The sequence below is a fragment of the Streptomyces sp. NPDC031445 genome, from assembly GCF_055581365.1.
In genome coordinates this window covers 201,122-221,742 of the sequence record NZ_JBVIJO010000013.1, presented here as the reverse complement: position 1 = coordinate 221,742, position 20,621 = coordinate 201,122, and the positions used below count along the sequence as shown (strand labels likewise).

General features: G+C 71.4%; 18 protein-coding genes and 1 pseudogene. 8 read left to right on the top strand and 11 right to left on the bottom strand.

The window, feature by feature from the left end; all coding sequences use genetic code 11:
• The first annotated feature begins 9 nt into the window (after window positions 1–9).
• On the top strand, window positions 10–435 hold the full coding sequence (locus ACZ5DC_RS30510; RefSeq protein ID WP_468657987.1) for a VOC family protein: 426 nt from the start codon (window positions 10–12) through the stop codon (window positions 433–435).
• Between the two features lie 25 nt (window positions 436–460).
• Here the strand turns inward: ACZ5DC_RS30510 and ACZ5DC_RS30505 are convergent, their stop codons facing one another.
• The 4 genes and pseudogenes from ACZ5DC_RS30505 to ACZ5DC_RS30490 form a co-directional block, all read right to left on the bottom strand.
• A complete protein-coding gene (locus tag ACZ5DC_RS30505) occupies window positions 461–1,063 on the bottom strand; it encodes a GOLPH3/VPS74 family protein (RefSeq protein ID WP_468657985.1) in 603 nt (200 codons plus the stop codon).
• Between the two features lie 44 nt (window positions 1,064–1,107).
• Window positions 1,108–1,221 (bottom strand): annotated as a pseudogene (locus tag ACZ5DC_RS30500) (muconolactone Delta-isomerase family protein); the annotation flags it as partial.
• A gap of 80 nt (window positions 1,222–1,301) precedes the next feature.
• Complete coding sequence (locus tag ACZ5DC_RS30495) at window positions 1,302–1,790, bottom strand: hypothetical protein (RefSeq protein ID WP_468657983.1); 489 nt, start codon at window positions 1,788–1,790, stop codon at window positions 1,302–1,304.
• A 16-nt stretch (window positions 1,791–1,806) separates the two neighbouring features.
• On the bottom strand, window positions 1,807–3,672 hold the full coding sequence (locus tag ACZ5DC_RS30490) for a ricin-type beta-trefoil lectin domain protein (protein ID WP_468657981.1): 1,866 nt from the start codon (window positions 3,670–3,672) through the stop codon (window positions 1,807–1,809).
• Between the two features lie 124 nt (window positions 3,673–3,796).
• Here ACZ5DC_RS30490 and ACZ5DC_RS30485 point away from each other — a divergent pair, with 124 nt between their 5' ends.
• Together ACZ5DC_RS30485 and ACZ5DC_RS30480 are read left to right on the top strand one after the other, a co-directional pair.
• Window positions 3,797–6,811 carry a glycoside hydrolase family 3 protein gene (locus tag ACZ5DC_RS30485; protein ID WP_468657979.1) on the top strand — a complete coding sequence of 1,005 codons (3,015 nt, stop codon included), beginning with the start codon at window positions 3,797–3,799 and terminating at the stop codon, window positions 6,809–6,811.
• Between the two features lie 53 nt (window positions 6,812–6,864).
• On the top strand, window positions 6,865–8,217 hold the full coding sequence (locus ACZ5DC_RS30480; RefSeq protein ID WP_468657977.1) for a hypothetical protein: 1,353 nt from the start codon (window positions 6,865–6,867) through the stop codon (window positions 8,215–8,217).
• A gap of 15 nt (window positions 8,218–8,232) precedes the next feature.
• On the opposite strand, the gene ACZ5DC_RS30475 is transcribed toward ACZ5DC_RS30480, so the two are convergent.
• Together ACZ5DC_RS30475 and ACZ5DC_RS30470 are read right to left on the bottom strand one after the other, a co-directional pair.
• Entirely contained in the window at window positions 8,233–8,475 is a 243-nt protein-coding gene (locus ACZ5DC_RS30475; protein ID WP_225811789.1) for a DUF397 domain-containing protein, read from the bottom strand.
• On the bottom strand, window positions 8,472–9,293 hold the full coding sequence (locus tag ACZ5DC_RS30470; protein ID WP_468657975.1) for a helix-turn-helix domain-containing protein: 822 nt from the start codon (window positions 9,291–9,293) through the stop codon (window positions 8,472–8,474). Before ACZ5DC_RS30470 ends, ACZ5DC_RS30475 begins: the two co-directional genes overlap by 4 nt.
• Before the next feature lie 112 nt (window positions 9,294–9,405).
• Here ACZ5DC_RS30470 and ACZ5DC_RS30465 point away from each other — a divergent pair, with 112 nt between their 5' ends.
• Window positions 9,406–9,843, top strand: coding sequence for an ATP-binding protein (locus ACZ5DC_RS30465; RefSeq protein WP_468657973.1), 438 nt, complete (start codon window positions 9,406–9,408; stop codon window positions 9,841–9,843).
• 40 nt (window positions 9,844–9,883) lie between these two features.
• Here ACZ5DC_RS30465 and ACZ5DC_RS30460 read toward each other — a convergent pair whose 3' ends face one another.
• Complete coding sequence (locus tag ACZ5DC_RS30460; RefSeq protein ID WP_468657971.1) at window positions 9,884–10,489, bottom strand: YceI family protein; 606 nt, start codon at window positions 10,487–10,489, stop codon at window positions 9,884–9,886.
• A 223-nt stretch (window positions 10,490–10,712) separates the two neighbouring features.
• Here ACZ5DC_RS30460 and ACZ5DC_RS30455 point away from each other — a divergent pair, with 223 nt between their 5' ends.
• The 4 genes from ACZ5DC_RS30455 to ACZ5DC_RS30440 all read left to right on the top strand — a co-directional run bounded on the left by ACZ5DC_RS30455 (window position 10,713) and on the right by ACZ5DC_RS30440 (window position 15,536).
• On the top strand, window positions 10,713–11,219 hold the full coding sequence (locus ACZ5DC_RS30455) for a hypothetical protein (RefSeq protein WP_171152516.1): 507 nt from the start codon (window positions 10,713–10,715) through the stop codon (window positions 11,217–11,219).
• Between the two features lie 36 nt (window positions 11,220–11,255).
• The gene (locus ACZ5DC_RS30450) at window positions 11,256–13,559 is read left to right on the top strand and encodes a polysaccharide lyase 8 family protein (protein WP_468657969.1); all 2,304 of its coding nucleotides are present in this window, start codon (window positions 11,256–11,258) and stop codon (window positions 13,557–13,559) included.
• Window positions 13,560–13,713: 154 nt separating this feature from the next.
• Window positions 13,714–15,309: an acyl-CoA carboxylase subunit beta gene (locus ACZ5DC_RS30445; RefSeq protein ID WP_468657967.1), complete on the top strand. Its 1,596-nt coding sequence runs from the start codon at window positions 13,714–13,716 to the stop codon at window positions 15,307–15,309.
• A 35-nt stretch (window positions 15,310–15,344) separates the two neighbouring features.
• A complete protein-coding gene (locus ACZ5DC_RS30440; RefSeq protein WP_366753872.1) occupies window positions 15,345–15,536 on the top strand; it encodes an acyl-CoA carboxylase subunit epsilon in 192 nt (63 codons plus the stop codon).
• 153 nt (window positions 15,537–15,689) lie between these two features.
• On the opposite strand, the gene ACZ5DC_RS30435 is transcribed toward ACZ5DC_RS30440, so the two are convergent.
• From ACZ5DC_RS30435 to ACZ5DC_RS30420, 4 genes are all read right to left on the bottom strand, one after another.
• Window positions 15,690–16,271, bottom strand: a complete 582-nt coding sequence (locus tag ACZ5DC_RS30435) for a GTP-binding protein (RefSeq protein WP_014675207.1) — start codon at window positions 16,269–16,271, stop codon at window positions 15,690–15,692.
• Window positions 16,252–16,821 carry a DUF742 domain-containing protein gene (locus tag ACZ5DC_RS30430; protein WP_468657964.1) on the bottom strand — a complete coding sequence of 190 codons (570 nt, stop codon included), beginning with the start codon at window positions 16,819–16,821 and terminating at the stop codon, window positions 16,252–16,254. Before ACZ5DC_RS30430 ends, ACZ5DC_RS30435 begins: the two co-directional genes overlap by 20 nt.
• A 93-nt stretch (window positions 16,822–16,914) precedes the next feature.
• On the bottom strand, window positions 16,915–17,328 hold the full coding sequence (locus ACZ5DC_RS30425; protein WP_004983065.1) for a roadblock/LC7 domain-containing protein: 414 nt from the start codon (window positions 17,326–17,328) through the stop codon (window positions 16,915–16,917).
• A gap of 10 nt (window positions 17,329–17,338) precedes the next feature.
• Entirely contained in the window at window positions 17,339–20,557 is a 3,219-nt protein-coding gene (locus ACZ5DC_RS30420; protein ID WP_468657962.1) for a sensor histidine kinase, read from the bottom strand.
• Between the last annotated feature and the right edge of the window lie 64 nt (window positions 20,558–20,621).

Sequence of the window (20,621 nt, the reverse complement as noted above, 5' to 3'; positions counted from 1 at the left end):
AGTGGAGGCATGACCTCAGAAGACCCAGACGTGCTGTCCCGGGCCCGCGTCGCCACCCGGCTGCCGGCCCGGGACCTGGACCGGGCCCGTCGCTTCTACGCCGACAAGCTCGGCCTGTACCCGGTGGACGAACGGCCCGGCGGGCTGCTGTACCGCTGCGCCGGCGCGGACTTCGTCGTGTTCCGCTCGACGGGGGCCTCGCCCGGCACCTTCACCCAGATGGCCTTCGAGGTGGACGACATCGAGGCGGCCGTCACCGAGCTGCGCGGCCGGGGCGTCGAGTTCCAGGAGGTCGACGTGCCCGGCCTGCGCACCCGGGACGGCATCGCCGAGATCGAGGGCAACTACCCGAGCAAGGGCGCGCAGGCGGAGCGGGGCGCGTGGTTCCGGGACAGCGAGGGCAACCTGCTGGGCATCGGCCAGCTCATCCTGTGACGCCGGCCGGCCGGTCCCGCGCCGCTCAGGGCGCCCGCCAGATGTTGTCGAAGGCGATGTTCTCGATGCGGCGCCGCTCGCGCACCGCCTCCAGCTCGGTGACCGCGTCGCCGACCGCCGCCAGGACGGTGACCACCGCCTCGTCGTCGAGTCCGGAGGAGGCCGCCCGGTCCGGCTCGATGCCCAGCGTGCCCGCGAGGCCCGTCAGCACCGGGTCGTGGGAGTCCCAGCGGTCGGTCGCGTGCCGCCGCGCGGCGGTGTCGGCCGGGGTCTCGGTGCCGCCCCGCCCCGGCCACCAGTGCCGGCGCTTCCCGGTGAGCTGCCCGTCGGCCTCCAGGACGTCCCGGTAGGCCACGGCCAGCCCCTCGCCGCGCCGCCACAGCCAGTCCTCGACCGTCTCGTACGGCTCCTCGCGGACGAGCTTCGCCCCGGCCTCGTCCAGCAGCCGGTCACCCGTGGTCAGCACCGGCCCGGGCACGATGCGCTCGCCGTCCAGGGTGAGCGCGCGGGCGCCGAGCAGGTCGATCAGCTCCGCACCGGCGAGCGCGAGCGACAGATCGCCCTGCTCGACGGGGTGCTCGCCCGGTACGTCCAGGCTGACGAGGAACAGGTCCTGCGGTGTCGTCATGAGGGCTCCAGGTCACCGGCCGTCAGCCGCGGCCGGGGTCGTTCGGAGGCGGCCAGTTCCCGGGCCCGGACGGCCTCGGCGGCCCGGCGCCGCGCGACCTCTTCCCCGGGGGTGCCGTCGGGCACCGAGGTGGTGATCTCGACCAGGAACTCGCGCATGATCCCGCTTTCTCGGTGGGTGGCCGGCCGGCTGGGGACCGGCCCCCCTCATCGTCCCCCAGCCGCCGGGCGGCCGCCGCTCAGCACGAGCCGGCGGCGAGCCGTTCGAACGCGGCGAGGCTCATCGCCCGGTCGTCCGCCCAGACCTGGCCGGGTTTCAGCCGGCCGATCTGCTCGCCGGTGAACTCAACGACCCCGTTGTAGGAGTCGCCGCCGGCGTAGTGCCCGAACCGGAGGACGTAGCGGTGCCGGGGCAGAAGGTGCCGGGTGCCCCGGTGGCGGGCGTGCCAGGCGGCGGGCGGGTCGAACAGGGGGAAGCCGGCGTCGCCGCGCAGGCCGTCCTTGCGCACGTCCCACCCGGTGGTGACCGGGCCCTTCCCGGCGCCCCGGGCCCGCCCGTCCAGGGCCGGGCCCCGGTAGCCGTCGTCACCGCACGGACGGAACACCGCGTACGGCGTCCCGTCCGGCGCGGCCCATACCCCCGCGAGCGGCAGGTCGGCGGCGCCACAGCCGCTGAGCAGCAGCATCCCGCCGGCGATCCCCGCCGCCACGGCCCCCGTACGTCGCATGGTCCGCCTTACCGCCTCACCGCAGGGTCCACTTCTGGTTGGCGGCGCCGGTGCACGACCAGATCTGGGCCCGCGCCCCGTTCGCCGACGAGTTGTCGGTGACGTCGAGGCACTTGTTCGCCGCCGTGTTCACCACATCACCCGTGGCGGCGTTGTACGACCACCGTTGCGCACCGGTTCCGTTGCAGTCGTACAACTGCACCTTGGCGCCGTCCGCCGTCGAAGCGGAGGTCACGTCCAGGCACTTGCCGAGCGCCTGCACCGACCCGTCGGCCTGCACGGTCCACTGCTGGGCCGTGCTGCCGTTGCAGTCGTAGAGCTGCACCGCCGTGCCGTTGGCGCTCGAACCGCCCGCCACGTCCAGGCACTTGCCGGCGAGGCCCACGAAGGCTCCGGTCCTGGCGCCACCGCCGGACTGGGTGCCGGACCAGGTGAAGGTGGCCGAGGTGTTGCCGGGCAGCGAGTACGTGGCGTGCTGGGAGCCCCAGTTGACGGTCACGGTGTGGGCCGACGAGGAGTCGTTGTACGCGATCAGCGCCTTGCTGCCGTCCGGGTTGCGCCACGCGACGTTCGGCACCGTGGTGGAGGCGGTGGAGGCTATGCGCTGGGCGCCGGGGCGGACGAACTTGGTCAGGTGGCCCATGTCGTAGTACTCGACGGTGTAGTCCACGGTCCCGCTCGCGCCGTCGCCGTTGTGCACGGTGATCAGACCGGTGCAGGTGCCGCAGCCGCCGTTGTGCGGGCCCATGTTCTGGTCCACGGCCAGCGACCACTTGGTCACCGACTTCGCCCAGTTGCGGGTGTAGTCGATGATGTTGGACATGTCCTCGCGCTGCTGGTCGGCGATCCAGGTGCCGCCGGAGTGCTCGGTGCCGAAGGCGTCCAGCGCCGGGTACTGGTTGTGCACGGAGGTCTGCTTGGTGATGTCACCGCCGTAGCCGTGCCAGGCGATGCCGCCGAAGTTGGGGTGGTTGCGCACGGCCGGGTCGTCCACGGTCTGGGCCGCGTAGGAGTCGTAGACGTCCCAGTTCCAGTCGTGCGCCAGCACCTTGGTGGTCAGGCCCGCCGACTGGAGCCTGGGCAGCAGCTCGCTCTTGGTGAAGTACGCGAGGCCGCTCGCGTTCCAGCTCATCGACGGATAGCCGGAACAGCAGGTCGGCTCGTTCTGCGCGGTGACGTACGAGACGTTGATGCCCTGGTCCTTGTACGCCTGGAGGTACTTCACGAAGTAGGAGGCGTACGCCCCGTAGTCCTCGGCCTTCAGCCAGCCGCCGTTCAGCGAGCCGCTGTCCTTCATCCAGGCCGGCGCCGTCCACGGCGAGGCCATCACCGTCAGGGACGGGTTGAGCTGGAGCGCCTGCCGGGTCAGCGGGACGACGTCGGCCAGGTCGTGCGCGAGGGAGAACTTCGCCAGGGACGGGTCGCTCTGCCCGGCCGGCACGTCGTCGTAGGTGTAGCCGTAGCGGGCGAGGTCCGAGGCGCCCATCGGATTGCGCAGGAACGACAGTCCGATGCCGTCCGTCGGCGAGAACAGCTTGCGCATGGTCGCGTCCCGGGTCGCCTGGGACAGCGCCCCGCTGCTGTTCATCAGCCAGGCGGCGGTGTCCGTGAAGGACGCGCCGCCGCCGGTGAAGGTCTGGTAGCGGGTGTTCTCGTCGACGGTGATGTTCTCGCCGCTCCCGCCCGTCCCGGACTGGAAGGCGAACGGCGTCTGCGGCTGGAGGCCGCGCACGACGTGCCGGCCGGCGGCGTCGTCGGTGGTGGTGAGCCAGGCGGTGACCTGCTCACCGGCCGCGTGCGCGGGGGGTACGGCCACACTGAGACCGGCTGCGGAGAGCAGCCCGGCGAGCAACAGCCGGACTGCGCGGGGGGATCTCCTCATGATGCGTCGCCCTTCCTCTCGGATCGGCGGAGCTGACGGGTCGTCTTGACGGGGGTGTGTGCCCCTAGTTAACTCACGGCGTGAGCTAAGCCCTGAGTGAACCACGAGAGCCGAGGGAAGGTCCATGCGAAGAACCGCCCTGCTCGCCTCCGCCGCACTCCTCGCCGGTCTGCTGCCCTGGGCGGCGACCGCGCGAGCCGCCGACGAGCCCGCCCCCGTACCCGTCGACCGCTTCGAGGGCGAGGTGCCCTTCGCCTCCCAGCCCGCCGAGGGCATCTTCACCTGGGGCGGCGACTCCGACGACCCGCCCACGCTCCGCCTGGCCGACCGCGCCGACGCCCCCGAGGGCGGCAAGGTCCTCGCCGGCACCTACGACATCAGCGGCTACGGCGGCTTCACCCACGACTTCGCCGCCACCGCGCCCGCCCACGACTGGTCCGCCCACCAGGGCATCCGGTTCTGGTGGGAGGGGCGGAACACCGGCAAGAAGATCCCCTTCGAGATCAAGGACGGCGGAGCCAACGGCGAGGCGTCCGAGCTGTGGACGACCTCCTTCACCGACGACTTCACCGGCTGGAAGCAGATCCAGCTCCCCTTCACCGACTTCGCCTACCGCACCGACTACCAGCCCGTCGGCGGCATCGACCACGTCCTCGGCCTGAAGGAGATGTGGGGCTACGCCCTGACCCTCCCGGCCGGCGCCAAGGGCGACTTCGCCATGGACGACGTCGAGCTGTACGGCAGGGCCGACCAGGCGCTGCGCGCCACCGTCGGCACCGACGCGCCCGTGTACCCGGTCGAGGAGGGCGGCACGGCGAAGGTCAGGGTCACCGTGGCCACCACCGGCGAACAGCCCCTCACCGACCCCGTGACCGTCACCTACACCACCGGGGACGGCACCGCCACCGCCGGCCAGGACTACACCCCCGTCTCCGGCACCCTCACCTTCCCGGCCGGCACCGCCTCCGGCACCGCGCGGACCATCGCCGTGCCCACCCGCCGGGACCGGGCGGCCGAACCCGCCGAGACCGTCCCCGTGAAGCTCACGGTCACCGGCGCCAAGGCCCCCGCCGAGACACCGCAGGTCGTGATCGACGCGCACGGACTGCCGTACCTGAACGCCAAGCTGCCGGTGAAGAAGCGGGTCGCCGACCTGCTGAGCCGGATGTCCCTGGCGGAGAAGGCCGGCCAGATGACCCAGGCCGAACGCGGCGCCATGTCCCAGCCGAACGACATCGCCGCCTACGCCCTCGGCTCCCTGCTCTCCGGCGGCGGCTCGACGCCCACCCCCAACACGCCCGCGGCCTGGGCGAAGATGATCGACGCCTTCCAGCTGCGCACCCAGGCGACCCGGTTCCAGATCCCGCTCGTCTACGGCGTCGACGCGGTCCACGGCCACAACAACCTCTCCGGGGCCACGGTCATGCCGCACAACGTCGGCATCGGCGCCACCCGCGATCCCCGGCTGGCCCGGCAGACCGGCGCGGTGACGGCCGCCGAGGTCCGCGCGACCGGCGTTCCCTGGGACTTCGCGCCCTGCCTGTGCGTGAGCCGCGACGAACGCTGGGGCCGCTCCTACGAGTCCTTCGGTGAGGACCCGGCACTGGTGCAGTCCATGGAGACCGTGATCCAGGGCCTCCAGGGCCGCGCCGGCGGCCAGGACCTCGGGCGCGGCGACAAGGTGCTCGCCACGGCCAAGCACTTCGTCGGCGACGGCGGCACCGCGTACGGCTCCTCGACCACCGGGAAGTACACCATCGACCAGGGCGTCACCAAGGTCACCCGCCAGGAGCTGGAGGACATCCACCTCGCGCCGTTCCGCACGGCCGTCGAGCGGGGCGTCGGCACGGTCATGCCGTCGTACTCCTCCCTCGACATCGCCGGCGACGGCAAGGGCGCGGTGAAGATGCACGCCCGCGGCGACATGATCAACGGCGTGCTCAAGGGCCGCATGGGCTTCGACGGCTTCGTCATCAGCGACTGGAACGCCATCGACCAGCTGCCCGGCGACTACGCGTCCCACGTCCGCACCTCGGTCAACGCGGGCGTCGACATGATGATGGTGCCGTACACCTACAAGGAGTTCAGCACCACGCTCGCCGACGAGGTGAAGGCGGGCCGGATCAGCGAGCAGCGGATCGACGACGCCGTCTCCCGCATCCTCACCGAGAAGTTCAGGCTCGGCCTCTTCGAGCACCCGTACGCCGACACCAGCGGGGCCGCCGCCATCGGCTCCCCGGCCCACCGCGAGGTCGCCCGCCGGGCCGCCGCCGAGTCGCAGGTGCTGCTGAAGAACGCGGGCGGGCTGCTGCCGCTGAAGAAGAGCGAGAAGGTGTACGTCGCCGGGTCCAACGCCGACGACATCGGCAACCAGACCGGCGGCTGGACCCTCACCTGGCAGGGCGCCTCCGGCAACACCGTCCCCGGCACGACCATTCTCCAGGGCCTGCGCGAGGCGGGCGGGAACGTCACCTACTCCAAGGACGCCTCCGCTCCCACCGGCGGCTACGACGTCGGGGTGGTCGTGGTCGGCGAGACCCCGTACGCCGAGGGCGTCGGCGACGTCGGCAACGGCCACGACCTGAAGCTGTCCGCCGCCGACCAGGCCGCCGTCGACAAGGTGTGCGCGGCCATGAAGTGCGCGGTGCTGATCGTCTCCGGCCGCCCGCAGCTCGTCGGCGACCGGCTGGGCGAGATCGACGCCCTGGTCGCGTCCTGGCTGCCCGGCACCGAGGGCGAGGGCGTCGCCGACGTCCTCTACGGCAAGCGCCCCTTCACCGGACAGCTCCCGGTCACCTGGCCCAAGTCGGAGGCGCAGCTGCCGATCAACGTGGGCGACACGGCGTACGACCCGCAGTTCCCGTACGGCTGGGGCCTGAGCACCCGCACCGACGTCCCGAAGGGCGGTACGGCCACCCTGCGCGACCTCGCCGTCCGGGCGGCGAAGGCCGAGCGGCGCCACGACGCCCGCACCGGGCGCGCGCTGGTCACCCAGGCCCGGCTGCTCGTCCAGCAGAAGGCGGACGGCCACCTCACGGCGGCCGTGGCGAAGCCCTTCGCCGACGCCGACCACCTGCTGCTGACCGGCGGGTACGGAAAGGCGGTGGAGAAGCTGGCGGAGGCGTACCGGGCGGTCTGATCCCGCCATCGGACGAGTGACCGCTTTGGGAAGGCTTCGGGTAGTTTCTAGACATGAAGGCCGTGCCGCGGACCCGAAGCCTCCCCGCCCTGCTGCTGACCGCCCTCGCCCTGGCGCTGACGACCCTGTTCGCGCCCGGGGCGAGTGCGGACACCAGCGTCTCCACGATCGCGCAGGCGCTGCGCAAGAGCCCCGTCTACGTCGACCCCGCGGCCCGGGACCAGCTGTCCGCCGCGGACGCCGGCGCACTCGCCACCCGGATCAAGGACGCCGGCAAACCCCTGTTCATCGCCGTCCTCCCGACCGGATACCCCACCGGTAGCCTCTTCGCCGACCTGCGCTCCGCGACCGGCGTCACCGGCCTGTACGGCATCCGCCTCGGCGACCGCTTTGACGCCCGCGCCGACTCCTCCGTCATGTCGGCCACGGCCCGGCAGAACCTGGTCCGCAGCGTCCAGGGCGAGGACGCCAAGGCCCAGCTCACCGACTTCACCGACCGCGCCCTGGCCAACATGGGCGGCCACGCCCCCCGGAGCTGGGGCGGCTCGGCCGGCGGCGGCGCCTCCGCCACCGCGCTGATCACGACGGCCGCCGTCCTGGTGGCGGCGGGCGGCGGCGCCTACGCGCTGGTCCGCCGCAACCGGCGGCGCCGCGAGGACGAGCAGCGGGCCGCCCTGGACCGGCTGCGGGTGGTCGTGGACGAGGACATCACCGCGTTCGGCGAGGAACTCGACCGCCTGGACTTCCACCCCTCGGAAGCGGGCGCCGACGACACGATGCGCGCCGACTACGAGCGCGCGCTGGACGCCTACGAGACCGCCAAGCAGCGCATGGCCGCGGCCCGCAGACCGGAGGACGTCCGGTCGGTCACCGAGGCGGTGGAGGACGGCCGCTTCTCCCTCGCCCAGCTGGCCGCCCGCCGCGAGGGCCGCCCGCTCCCGGAGCGCCGCCCGCCCTGCTTCTTCGACCCCCGGCACGGCCCCTCCGTCACCGACGCCACCTGGACCCCGCCCGGCGGCGCCCCGCGCGAGGTCCCGGTCTGCGCGGCCGACGCCACCCGTCTGGCCGACGGCCGCGACCCGGTGATCCGCGAGGTCGACACCGACTACGGCCGCCGCCCCTACTGGGACGCGGGCCCGGCCTACGGCCCCTGGGCCGGCGGCTACTTCGGCGGCGGCCTCCTCCCCGGCCTCCTCGTCGGCACCCTGCTCGGCAGCGTGATGGCGACCCCGTCGTACGCCGCCGACTACGGCACCGGATACGGCGACTTCGGCGGGGGCGGCGGCTACGAGGGCGGCGACGTCTCGGGCACCGACTTCGACCCCGGCGACTTCAGCGGCGGCTTCGGCGACGGGGGCGGATTCGACGGCGGGGGCGGGGGAGGGGACTTCGGCGGGGACTTCTGAGCGGTGCGCCGCCGCTCAGCGGGCGATGCCGTCGAGGAAGCGGGTCCAGGTGGCGGGGGAGAGGGTGAGGGTGGGGCCGGGGGTGGTTTTGGAGTCGCGGATGTGGATGGTGGTGGGGTGGGCGGCTACTTCCACGCAGTTGCCGCCTTCGCTGGAGCTGTAGCTGGACTTACGCCAGGTGTACGCGAGTTCGACGCAGTCGCCGCCCTCACTACCGCTGTAGCTCGACTTGAACCATGCCAGTGCTGCGGTCTTCATGACTCTCCTAGCAGTCCCATCAGAAGGCGCTCGCTCTTGTCGCAGGAGAGCGCCTGTGACCGCAGCATCCCATACTTGTGGTAATAGTCGCTGACCTCATCCGGGTCATCCACGAGGAAGCTCGCGCGCTGGACTTCCAGGTAGACCAGCCGTTCGTGCTCCGGAGTCTCCAGCAGCACCATGGGTCCGTCGAGTGCCGCGTGAGGCCTCTGGTGCATGGGCATGATCTGGAAGCTCATGTGAATGGGCCGCGTGTACTCCAGGATCTGCCGGATCTGCGCACGCATTACCTCCGGCCCGCCGACCTCCCGCCGTAGGATGCTCTCTTCCAGGATGAAGTGCCCCACCGGTGGCCTGTCCCGCTGCCAGATCAACTGTCGTTCCATGCGGGCCTGCACCCACTGCTCTGCGGTCTCGCTCCCGATCGCCGGGTACCGGTAGTCGAACACGGCGCGGCAGTACTCGGGCGTCTGGAGGAGCCCCGGAACCGCCAGACTCTGGTACGAGAGGACGCCCACCGCCTCCTGCTCATGATCCACCAACCCCTGCGCGAACTGAACGATCCGGTCCCGTACCGGCAGCTTGGCCACCACCACCGTTAACGCCCCACCGGTGTCGAGGAGTTCATCGAACTGCTCGGCGCGATCCGGCTGGAGGGCCAGCCTCCCCTGCTCGATCGACCTCACCGTGTCGACCGCGAGGTTCGCCGACTCCGCGAGCTGTTCCTGTGTGAGGCGGGCCTTCTTCCGGAAGTGCGCCACCAGCGCGCCGACCGCGTACCACGAACCGACCTTCTTGGGCCTCGATGCCACGTGCATGGCCGTTCCCTTCCCCCGTATGCACGCCAAGCTCTCGTAGTGGACTCGTAGCAATCAGAACTACGACCTCACTCACTGACCCAGTGTAGTGACGCACAGTGACACTCGCGGCATGAACGCACAACCCCGACACCCCCGCACACGCCAGACCTTCTACCGCAGGGACCGCAGGTCGGTACGGCTCGCGCGGGAGTTCGCCCGCCAGGCGCTGACGGACTGGGCCGCGGCCGAGCGCGGCGACGACGTACTGCTGTGCGTGAGCGAGCTTGCGACCAACGCCCTTCTCCACGGCGTGCCCGCGGGCCGCGGCTTCCTCCTGCGGCTGACCCTGCACACGGACGGCGTCCTCCGCGTCGAGGTGCACGACAGTGGTCCCGGCGAGGTGCGGACCCCGGAGCCGGCTGCGGAGGCGGAACACGGCCGGGGTCTGCTCCTCGTCGCGGCCCTCGCGGACAAGTGGGGGGTGGGGGAGCGGAACCCCGGCAAGATCGTGTGGTGCGAGTTCGCGGTGCGGGGTGACGAGGTGGCCGTTCCGGGCCGGCTGCGGTGAGCGTGGGATGACGTGGCGCCCCCCGTCGGCCGCCGGAGGCTCACGCGTTCTTGATCGCCGAGATGTCGAAGACCAGCTTGATCTTGTCGGAGACCAGGACGCCGCCCGTCTCCAGCGCCGCGTTCCAGGTCAGGCCCCACTCCGAGCGCAGGATCTCGGCCTTGCCCTCGAAGCCGACGCGCTCGTTGCCGAACGGGTCCTTCGCGGCGCCGTTGAACTCCAGGTCGATGGTGAGCGGCCTGGTGACGCCGAGCAGGGACAGCTCGCCGGTGATGCGGTAGTCGTCGCCGCCCAGGGACTCGGCCTTGGTGGAGCGGAACGTCATGACCGGGTGCTCGTCGATCTTGAAGAAGTCGGACGACTTCAGGTGGCCGTCGCGGTCGGCGTTGCCGGTCTCGATGCTGGCCACCTGGACGTCGAGCGTGGCCGTGGACTTGGTGGGGTCGGCGCCGTCGAGGTGGAGCGTGCCGGTGAAGTCCTGGAAGCCGCCCTTGACGTTGGTGACCATGGCGTGCCGGGCGACGAAACCGATCGTGCTGTGGGACGGGTCGACGGTGTAGTCGCCGGTCAGCGCGGTCAGGTCGGGGCCGGCGGCGGCCTGCGCGGCGGGGGCGGGGGTGGTGTCCTTGCGGCTGAAGATTCCCATGGCGTGCTCCTCGAGATCTTTGTTGAACGTTGAACCAACCTGCGACTCAGACAGTAGACCCATTCGGTTCGGTTTTCAACATCATCCGCAGCGTGTTTCCGTGAATGCTCCGAGTAATCGATTCCGCCCTCTGGCGCACCGGCCGAGCGCTCGGGCACCATCTGGCTGCACCACCTGCACAGCCGACCCACAGGACGCACGGCCCACCGCAGGAAAGGTCCCCATGAAGCCGCTCACGACCCGCTCGCTGCTCACCGCGCTCGCCCTCGTCGTCGCCCCCGGCGTCGCCGTCCTCGGCACCGCCACCGACGCCTTCGCCGTCACCAAGATCAGCCACGCGACCGCCACCCAGATGTTCCGCGACGTCGGCATCACCTGGTCCTCCTCGGGCAACTGCTCCGACCGCAACAACTCCACCTGTACCTCCTTCGAGCAGCTCAACCTCGCCACCGCCCAGGGCGCCCAGACCCTCAAGCGGGCCAGCGGCTGCGCCCTCAACATCACCGGCGGCACCGAGACCGGCCACGCCTCCGGCACCTACTCCCACTGGAACGGCTACAAGCTCGACTACGGCAAGAACACCTGTGTGACGTCGTACATCAAGAACAACTTCGGCTACATCGGCCTGCGCGGCGACGGCGCCCCGCAGTACCAGTCCGGCTCCGGCAACATCTATGCCGACGAGGGCAGCCACTGGGACGTCCTCTACTACAACTGCGGCGGCTGCTGAGCCGGCAGCCGGCGGGAGAGGGCGGTGACCGGGCCCATGCGCATGACCCGACGCGCGCTGCTGCTGGCCGCCGCCCTCGCCGCCGTCCCGGCGCCGGGCGCGCGGGCGGCCGGCGACCCGTACGACGTGCTGCGCCGCCGCTGGCTCGGCATCGCCCTGGGCACGGGGTACGACCCGGCCGCCGAGCCGTACGCCTCCCGGCTCGCTCAACTCGGGGAGCAGGCGAGGGAGTTCCGGGCCGGGATGGTCCCCGGTCCCGGTTCGCTCTGGCCCGGGCACCCCTTCGACCCGCCCTCCGGGATCACCTCCAGCTACGACCGCCTGTGGACCATGGCCCAGGCGTACGTCCAGGCCGGCACCGGTTCCACCGGCGATCCCGGTCTCCTCGCCGACGTACTGCGCGGGCTCGACCACCTCTCCGCCACCGTCTACAACCCGGCCACCACCCGCTACGGCAACTGGTGGGAGTGGCAGATCGGCAGCCCCCGGCTGCTGACGGACATCACGGCCGCCCTGTACGAGCAGGCCGGCCCCGCGCGGGTGGCGGCGGCCTGCGCGGCCGTCGACCACTTCGTCCCGGACGCCGTGCTCACCGACTACTCGGGCACCTCCACCGGCGCCAACCGCGTCGACCTGTGCCGCTCGGTCGCCGTGCGCGGCGTCCTGGGCCGCAGTCCGGAGAAGATCTCCCTGGCCCGTGACGCCCTCTCGCCCGTCTTCCCGTACGTGACGCGGGGCGACGGCCTCTACGCCGACGGCTCCTTCGTCCAGCACACCTGGGTCGCCTACTCCGGTACGTACGGCCAGGTCCTGCTCGACGGGCTGGGCCGGCTGTTCGCGCTGCTCGCCGGGTCCCAGTGGGAGGTCACCGACCCCGCCCGGCAGAACATCCTGGACGGCGTCGAGCACGCCTACGCACCCCTGATCCACGACGGGCTGGTGATGGACTGCGTCAACGGCCGTGCCATCAGCCGCGGTTACCTGCGCGGTGACGACCAGCACGTGCTGCGCGGCGACCACTACCACGGGCAGGCCCTGATCGCCGCCGTCGCCCTGCTCGCGGACGGCGCGAGCGCGGCCGAGCGGGAGCGGTGGCACGGCCGGATCAGGGGCTGGATCGAACGGGACACCGTCGTACCCGTGCTGACGTCGCCTCAGTTCGGTGTCGCCGACCTCGCGCGGCTGCGCGCCATCGCCGCCTCGCCCGGACCCGCCGCCCCGGAACCCCTCGGCCACCGCCTCTTCCCGGCCATGGACCGCGCCGTCCACCGCACCCCCCGCTTCACCGCCGCCCTCGCGATGGCCAGCGACCGCATCGCCCACTACGAGTGCGGCAACGGCGAGAACCCGCGCGGCTGGCACACCGGGTCCGGCATGCTCTCCTGGTGGCCCCGGGGCCGCAGCGACCAGTACACCGACTGGTACTGGCCCACCGTCGACTGGTACCGGCTGCCCGGCACCACCGTGTCCACGAAGCGGCTGTCCGACCGGGCCGGCGGCGAGTGGGGCGCCCCCAAGCCGGACGTCCGCTGGGTCGGCGGGACCACCGACGGCACGTACGCGGCGGTCGGACAGCACCTCAAGGGCCTCGGCTCCACCCTTGAGGCCCACAAGTCCTGGTTCTTCCTCGACGACGCCGTGGTCTGCCTCGGCGCCGGGATCTCCTGCGCCGACGGCGTCCCGGTGGAGACGGTGGTGGACAGCCGCAACCTGGGCGAGGACGGCGCCCAGGGCTTCGTACGCGGGCGGAACTGGGCCCATCTGGAGGAGCACGGCGGCTGGGTCCTGCCGTACGGCGGCGAGCTGCGCACCCTGCGCGAGGACCGCACCGGCGCCTGGTCGGACATCAACACCACCAGCACGGACGAGCGGCGCACCCGGCGGTGGCAGACCCTCTGGCTCGACCACGGCACCGACCCCGAGGCCGCCCGCTACGTCTACGTCCTGCTGCCCGGCGCCTCCCGCGCCGAGACCGCCGCCCGGGCCGCCGACCGGCACTGGCTGTCCGTCCTCGCCAACGACGCCGGCCACCAGGCCGTCGCCGTCCCCCGGCTGGGCCTGACGGCGTGGAACTTCTGGCGGGCCGGTACGGTGGGGGACCTGACGGTCTCGGCCGGCGCGAGCGTGCTCGTCGTGCGCCGGGGCCGGACGGCCGCCCTCCGCGTGAGCGAGCCGCCCCGCACCGGAGCCCCGCTGGAGCTGGTCTGGGACCGTCCGGTGCGCGGGGTGACCCGGGCCGGCGACGGCGTCGAGGTCCTTTCGGCTGACCGCCGTCTGAGGCTCCGTGTCACTCCGGGGATGGCATGTGCCACCCACGAATGTGAGCTGGCTCTCGGCTGACGGCCTTGTGGTCTCCCTACAACGGGACGCCCTCCTGAGCAGTCGGAATGCCTGCATGCCGTCACGGTTCTGTTCACTGGCACCAGGAAAACGGGCCGGAGACTGTACGGAGTCGACGGCTCGCTTTTCTTCGGGTCCTTCGTAAGGTCGCTACATGACCGTTTTGGAAGAGACGACGGGTGAGCCGACCGGTGAGCCGACGGACGCACGCGGACGGGTCGCCGAACTGCACGAGATCCGTGCCCGGGCCCTGGCGGGCCCGAGCGAGAAGGCGACCGAGGCGCAGCACGCCAAGGGCAAGCTGACGGCGCGGGAGCGGATCGAGCTGCTCCTCGACCCCGGGTCCTTCCAGGAGGTCGAGCAGCTGCGCCGGCACCGGGCGACCGGCTTCGGCCTGGAGGCCAAGAAGCCGTACTCCGACGGTGTCATCACCGGCTGGGGCACGGTGGAGGGCCGTACGGTCTTCGTCTACGCCCACGACTTCCGGATCTTCGGCGGCGCCCTCGGCGAGGCCCACGCCACCAAGATCCACAAGATCATGGACATGGCCATCGCGGCCGGCGCGCCGCTGGTGTCGCTCAACGACGGCGCCGGTGCCCGCATCCAGGAGGGCGTCTCCGCCCTCGCCGGCTACGGCGGCATCTTCCAGCGCAACACCAAGGCGAGCGGTGTCATCCCGCAGATCTCCGTGATGCTCGGCCCGTGCGCGGGCGGCGCGGCGTACTCCCCGGCGCTGACGGACTTCGTCTTCATGGTCCGCGACACGTCCCAGATGTTCATCACGGGCCCCGACGTGGTCAAGGCCGTCACGGGCGAGGAGATCACCCAGAACGGTCTGGGCGGCGCGGACGTCCACGCCGAGACGAGCGGCGTCTGCCACTTCGCGTACGACGACGAGGAGACGTGCATCGCCGAGGTGCGCTACCTCCTGTCGCTCCTCCCGCAGAACAACCGCGAGAACCCTCCGCGGGTCGACTCCGCGGACCCGGCGGACCGCCGCGGCGACGTGCTGCTGGACCTGGTCCCGGCCGACGGCAACCGGCCCTACGACATGGCCAAGGTCATCGAGGAGATCGTCGACGACGGCGAGTACCTGGAGGTCCACGAGCGCTGGGCGCGCAACATCATCTGCGCCCTCGCCCGTCTGGACGGCCAGGTGGTCGGCATCATCGCCAACCAGCCGCAGGTCCTGGCGGGCGTGCTGGACATCGAGGCGAGCGAAAAAGCTGCGCGCTTTGTCCAGATGTGTGACGCTTTCAATATCCCGATCGTCACGTTCCTGGACGTTCCCGGGTTCCTCCCCGGTGTCGACCAGGAGCACGGCGGAATCATCCGCCACGGCGCGAAGCTGCTGTACGCCTACTGCAACGCGACCGTGCCGAGGATTTCGCTCATCCTGCGCAAGGCGTACGGAGGTGCCTACATCGTCATGGACTCCCAGTCGATCGGCGCCGACCTCACGTACGCGTGGCCGACGAACGAGATCGCCGTGATGGGCGCGGAGGGCGCGGCCAACGTCATCTTCCGCCGGCAGATCGCTGAGGCCCGGGACCCCGAGGCCATGCGGGCACGGATGGTCAAGGAGTACAAGTCCGAGCTGATGCACCCCTACTACGCGGCCGAGCGGGGCCTGGTCGACGACGTCATCGACCCCGCCGAGACCCGCGAGGTGCTGATCAAGTCCCTGGCGATGCTGCACACCAAGCACGCCGACCTGCCCTCCCGCAAGCACGGCAACCCTCCGCAGTAACCCGGCGGACACCTCTCCCAGGGAGAACGACACCCATGAGCACTGCTGACATCCGCGTCGAGAAGGGCCACGCCGAGCCCGAGGAGGTCGCCGCCATCACGGCGATCCTGCTGGCCCGCGCCGCCGCCCGCCCCGAGCCCACGGTGACCCACCGCGCCCGCCCGAAGGCGGGCTGGCGCCGCTTGGAGCGCGAGCCCGGCTTCCGGGCCCCGCACAGCTGGCACTGAGCCTCAGGCACGCGACCGCGGCCCCGCCACCCCTCGTGGGAGGCGGGGCCGCGGTGCGTCCGGCACCCGGTCGCGCGCCGGGCCGCCGTACGCCCCCCGGGGTACGGCAAAGGGGCCCTCTCCGGACGGAAAGGGCCCCTCGCGCGGGACCGGCTAGCGCAGGCGGGCCATCAGGGCGTGTTCCACCAGGGTGATCAGCGCGCTCTTGGCGTCCGCGCGGTGACGGGCGTCCGTGGTGATGATCGGGGTGTCCGGGCCGATCTGCAGCGCCTCGCGGACCTCGTCCGGGGTGTAGGGCTGCTGGCCGTCGAAGCCGTTGAGGGCGATGACGAAGGGCAGGCCCGAGTTCTCGAAGTAGTCGACCGCGGGGAAGCAGTCGGCGAGGCGGCGGGTGTCGACGAGGACGATCGCGCCGATGGCGCCGCGGACCAGGTCGTCCCACATGAACCAGAAGCGGTCCTGGCCGGGGGTGCCGAACAGGTACAGGATCAGGTCCTGGTCCAGGGTGATGCGGCCGAAGTCCATGGCCACCGTGGTGGTGGTCTTGTCCCCGGTGTGGGTGAGGTCGTCGATGCCGGCCGAAGCGGACGTCATGACGGCCTCTGTGCGCAGCGGGTTGATCTCCGAGACGGCGCCGACGAACGTGGTCTTGCCCACGCCGAAGCCGCCCGCCACCACGATCTTCGCGGAGGTGGTGGAGCGGGAAGGACCGCCGCTAGAGCTTGCGAAGTCCACTGAGCACCCTTTCGAGCAGTGTCACGTCTGGCTGGCCACCGGCGTTCTCGTCGCCGCCGGGCTGATGGATGGCGACCAGGCCCGCCTCCGCCAAGTCGGCGACGAGGATCCTGGCCACGCCGAGGGGGATCGTGAGAAGGGCCGAGATCTCGGCCACCGACTTGATCTCCCGGCAGAGGTTGCAGATCCGCTGATGCTCGGGCAGTTGACCCTGCATCTGGTGCGGAGCGGCGGTGGTGTGCACCAGTGCCTCGATGGCGAGCTGGTAGCGCGGGCGGGTCCGGCCGCCGGTCATGGCGTACGGACGCACCAAGGGGTTGTTGGACGCCGAGGCCGGTGCCGGCTCGGGGCGGCGCTGCGGCTGGACCGGCTGGATGCGCGGCGCCGGAGGCTGGTCGTACGGCGACGGGCCCGGACCCTGGGGGGCGTACGGCTGCCGGTGGCGGGGAGCGGAGGGGAAGTCGTACGGGTTCGCCGAGCCGTCGCCCTGCCCCTGTGCGGGACCGTACGACCAGTTGCCCGAAGACGAACCGCCTGGGGGTGTTGCCACTTTCTCCTCCTCCGACTGCGCCGGGCACCCATTCCTGGGGAACCCGTCCCGAAACCTTACGGCCCCGGGACGCGAATACGCACCGTCCGATTATTAGTTGAGAAGGCTTCCCTGGAGTTCCGCACGGAGATCCGGGGTGAGGACCGTGCCCGCGCGGTCCACCAGAAGGGCCATCTCGTACCCGATGAGGCCGATGTCCGCCTCCGGGTGGGCCAGGACCGCGAGCGAGGAACCGTCGGAGATGGACATGATGAAGAGGAATCCCCGCTCCATCTCCACAACCGTCTGATTTACGCTGCCTCCCTCGAAGATCCGGGAGGCGCCCGCCGTCAGAGACGTCAAACCGGAGGCGACGGCCGCGAGCTGGTCGGCGCGGTCGCGGGGGAAGCCTTCGGACATCGCCAGAAGGAGTCCGTCGGCGGAGACCACCACCGTGTGGGACACCCCCGGGGTGTTGTCCACGAAGTTGGTGATCAACCAGTTCAGGTTCTGTGCCGCCTGGCTCATCGGGCTCACACTAACGCTCCTGGTTGTAGGTGCTGTCAGGACCGAAGCCCTGGCCGTTCGTTTCACTGCCTGCGCTGCGTCCGCGCTGGACGCCCCGGCGCAGGTTGCTCAGCCTGCCCCGGACGTCCTCCGGGGCGCGGGAGACCTGCGGGCCTCCCTGGGGGGTGGTCTCGGCGGAACCCTCGACCAGATTGGCCTTGGGCACCCGCCGCGGCAGGCCCGAGGCGGTGACCCCGCCTGCCTTGGGCTTCCGGAGCTGTGCGGCCTGCTGCCACCGCTCGTCGTTCGCCGAACGCCAGCTGCTCTGGCCGCCCGTCCCCGGAGCGTTCCCCGGTGCGGGAGCCGGCGCCTCCTGCTGCACGTGGGCCGTGCCGTTCGCGGAGCCGGCGCCGTGGGAGTCGCTCGCGGAACCACCGCGGCGGGGCAGCCCGGCGTCGGTCAGCGCGTGCTCGGCGGGAGAGGCCGTTCCCGGACGGTCGAAGCCTACGCGGTTCCGCTCGCTCGCGTCAGCGGCCCCCGAGGATTCCGTTTCCGGAGCGTACTGGGCCGGATAGCCGTTCTGGTAGCCGTCCTGCTGGGGCCAGTCGTCCTGGTAGGACGTCGTCTGGGCAGGCTCCGCATACGGCGACGCGGGCTCCGGGTAACCACCGCCTGCGGAGAAGCCGTCGTGCTGCGGCACCTCGCCGTTCGGCGCGTAGTACCGCTCGTCGTAGGACTGCTGCTCGTACTGCTGCTCGTACGACGTGTGCTGCGGCTGCTCCTCGTACACCGGAGCCTCGTACGACTGCTGCTGCTGTTCCAGGTACGCCTGCTGCTGCCCGGTGAACGGGTCCGTGTAGCCGGCGGGCGTCTCGGCGGCCTCCTGCCGCGGCTCGGCGGGCTGCTGGCCGTGGTTCTGGGCCTCCAGGGCGGCGCGGCGCTCCTCGCGCATCAGCGAGCGGCCCACGGGGTCCAGGTCGCGGATGTCGTCGGGGACCTGCGGGTACTGGCTGTCGTCGAAGCCCAGCTCGGCGGCGGTGCGCATCGGCTGCAGCTGGCCGAAGCTCTCACCCTGGAACTGCTGCTCCGGGATGATCTGCGAGACGGTGAACTCCTCGCGGTCCAGCGGGCCCTCGCCGCCGCCGCCGTGCGTGATCGCGTCCGGCAGCATGACCAGGGACGTCGTGCCGGCCTGCTCGCCCGAGGGGCGCAGCTGGACCCGGATGCCGTGCCGGTCGGACAGCCGGCCGACCACGAACAGGCCCATGCGCTGCGAGATCGCGGCGTCCACGGTCGGCGGGTTGGCCAGCTTGTGGTTGATGTCCGCGAAGTCCTCGGCGGTCAGACCGATGCCCTTGTCGTGGATCTCGATCATCACGCGGCCGTCGGGGAGACGGGTCGCGGTGACGCGGACCTTGGTCTGCGGGGAGGAGAACGTGGTGGCGTTCTCCAGCAGCTCGGCCAGCAGGTGCACGAGGTCGGTGACCGCGCGGCCGTGGATCTCGGCCTCCGGCACGCCCGACAGCTCGATGCGCTCGTACTGCTCCACCTCGGAGGAGGCGGCGCGCAGCACGTCGACGAGGGGCACGGGCTGGTCCCAGCGGCGGCCGGGCTCCTCGCCCGCGAGGACCAGGAGGTTCTCGCCGTTGCGGCGCATACGGGTGGCCAGGTGGTCCAGCTTGAAGAGGTTCTCCAGCTGGTCCGGGTCGGCCTCGTTGTTCTCCAGGTCGGTGATGAGGGTCAGCTGGCCCTCGATCAGCGACTGGTTGCGGCGCGAGAGGTTGGTGAAGATCGCGTTGATGTTGCCCCGCAGCAGGGCCTGCTCGGAGGCGAGCCGGACCGCCTCGCGGTGGACCTGGTCGAAGGCGCGGGCGACCTCGCCGATCTCGTCCTTGGTGGTGATCGGGATCGGCGCGACCCGGGTGTCGACCCGGCCGGGGTCGGTGCGGGAGAGCTGGTCGACCAGCATCGGCAGCCGCTGCTCGGCGATGCCGAAGGCGGCGTTGCGTAGCTGGCGCATCGAGCGGCTCATCTGGCGCGCCACCGCACCGGCCAGGATGAAGGCCAGCAGCAGCGCGATCACGACGGCGGCACCGGTGATGAACGCCGAGGTCTTGGCGTCGTCGGCGATGGCCGAGGCCTCGTTCACCGCCTTGTCGGCCATGTCCGACTCGATCTGTCGGTAGGCCTTGTACTTCAGCGTGTTGACCGCCCACCAGTTGTCGGCGGTGATGCCGCCCGCCGCCAACTGGTCGCGCGTGGCATTGCTGGTGTCCTTCATCGTGGCGACCGCGGTCACGAGCTGGGTCAGCTCGGAGGGCGGGGCGACGTACTGCGGGTTGCTCGCCTTGGCCTTCTGCACCATGGCGGCCGCGTCCGTCTTGATCTTCTGTTCCGCGTCGCTCAGCTTCTGCGCGTCGGCCTCGGTGCCACCGCCGAGGTACTCCTCCCGGGCGATGCGCTCCAGGTAGGCGTACGAGGACAGGGAGACCCGCTGCGTCGCGAGGTTCGGGGCGTCCGGGCCGGGCTTGACCAGCAGGTGGGTGCCGATCGAACGCTCCAGCGACAGTGCCGCCTTGGTCAGCGAGATGGCGTAGACGGTACGGCCGTAGGAGGTGATGTTCCCGGTGCCCAGACCGAGTTCGTTGGCGAACTCCATCAGGGGGTGGCTGACCTCGACGTAGCCCTCTTCGGTCTTCACGCCGGTCGCCTTGGAGGTGTAGGCGAGCTGCCGCAGCTGCGTCAGCTTGGGCTCGGTCTCGCGGAACAGCTTCAGCCGGCGCTGCAGGCCGGACGTGGCGGGCATGCTCTTCGTCGCCTGGTCGAAGGCGTCGGCGGCCTGGTCCGTGGCCTTGCGGGCGTTGTCGACGACCGCCTTGCTCTGTGGGTCCTTCTTGTTCAGCAGCAGCGGTGCCGCGGTGACGTCGCGCTCGCTCTCCAGCGCGTCGGCGTAGGTGAGGGCGGCACGTACGAGAAGGGCGGTGTTCTCGGCGTCGCGGGCCTGCTGCCAGGTGTCGATCGAGCTCTTCACCTGGAAGCCGCCCATGACGAGACCGACGGCCACGGGTATGAGCAGGATGGCGTTCAGCCGGGTCGGCACCCGCCAGTTCCGGGGGGAGAGACGACCGCCGCTGGGCGCGGGAGTGGCCGCCGGTTCCGCAGCGGGAACGGGGGTGGGCGCCGCAGCGCGCGGCGGCGGGGTGAAGTTGCCCCGTGCCGACGGCTCGGGACCGTTCTTGCTTCGCCTCACTCGACCAACAACCTCTCGGCGGTCGGCACCTACGTCGTGCCGCAGTCTCTCAGAGCCCGGTTCG

Coding starts and splice junctions, on each gene's coding strand:
- ACZ5DC_RS30510 (WP_468657987.1), top strand. CDS start 10: ATGACCTCAGAAGACCCAGACGTGCTGTCCCGGGCCCGCGTCGCCACC.
- ACZ5DC_RS30505 (WP_468657985.1), bottom strand. CDS start 1,063: ATGACGACACCGCAGGACCTGTTCCTCGTCAGCCTGGACGTACCGGGC.
- ACZ5DC_RS30495 (WP_468657983.1), bottom strand. CDS start 1,790: ATGCGACGTACGGGGGCCGTGGCGGCGGGGATCGCCGGCGGGATGCTG.
- ACZ5DC_RS30490 (WP_468657981.1), bottom strand. CDS start 3,672: ATGAGGAGATCCCCCCGCGCAGTCCGGCTGTTGCTCGCCGGGCTGCTC.
- ACZ5DC_RS30485 (WP_468657979.1), top strand. CDS start 3,797: ATGCGAAGAACCGCCCTGCTCGCCTCCGCCGCACTCCTCGCCGGTCTG.
- ACZ5DC_RS30480 (WP_468657977.1), top strand. CDS start 6,865: ATGAAGGCCGTGCCGCGGACCCGAAGCCTCCCCGCCCTGCTGCTGACC.
- ACZ5DC_RS30475 (WP_225811789.1), bottom strand. CDS start 8,475: ATGAAGACCGCAGCACTGGCATGGTTCAAGTCGAGCTACAGCGGTAGT.
- ACZ5DC_RS30470 (WP_468657975.1), bottom strand. CDS start 9,293: ATGCACGTGGCATCGAGGCCCAAGAAGGTCGGTTCGTGGTACGCGGTC.
- ACZ5DC_RS30465 (WP_468657973.1), top strand. CDS start 9,406: ATGAACGCACAACCCCGACACCCCCGCACACGCCAGACCTTCTACCGC.
- ACZ5DC_RS30460 (WP_468657971.1), bottom strand. CDS start 10,489: ATGGGAATCTTCAGCCGCAAGGACACCACCCCCGCCCCCGCCGCGCAG.
- ACZ5DC_RS30455 (WP_171152516.1), top strand. CDS start 10,713: ATGAAGCCGCTCACGACCCGCTCGCTGCTCACCGCGCTCGCCCTCGTC.
- ACZ5DC_RS30450 (WP_468657969.1), top strand. CDS start 11,256: ATGCGCATGACCCGACGCGCGCTGCTGCTGGCCGCCGCCCTCGCCGCC.
- ACZ5DC_RS30445 (WP_468657967.1), top strand. CDS start 13,714: ATGACCGTTTTGGAAGAGACGACGGGTGAGCCGACCGGTGAGCCGACG.
- ACZ5DC_RS30440 (WP_366753872.1), top strand. CDS start 15,345: ATGAGCACTGCTGACATCCGCGTCGAGAAGGGCCACGCCGAGCCCGAG.
- ACZ5DC_RS30425 (WP_004983065.1), bottom strand. CDS start 17,328: ATGAGCCAGGCGGCACAGAACCTGAACTGGTTGATCACCAACTTCGTG.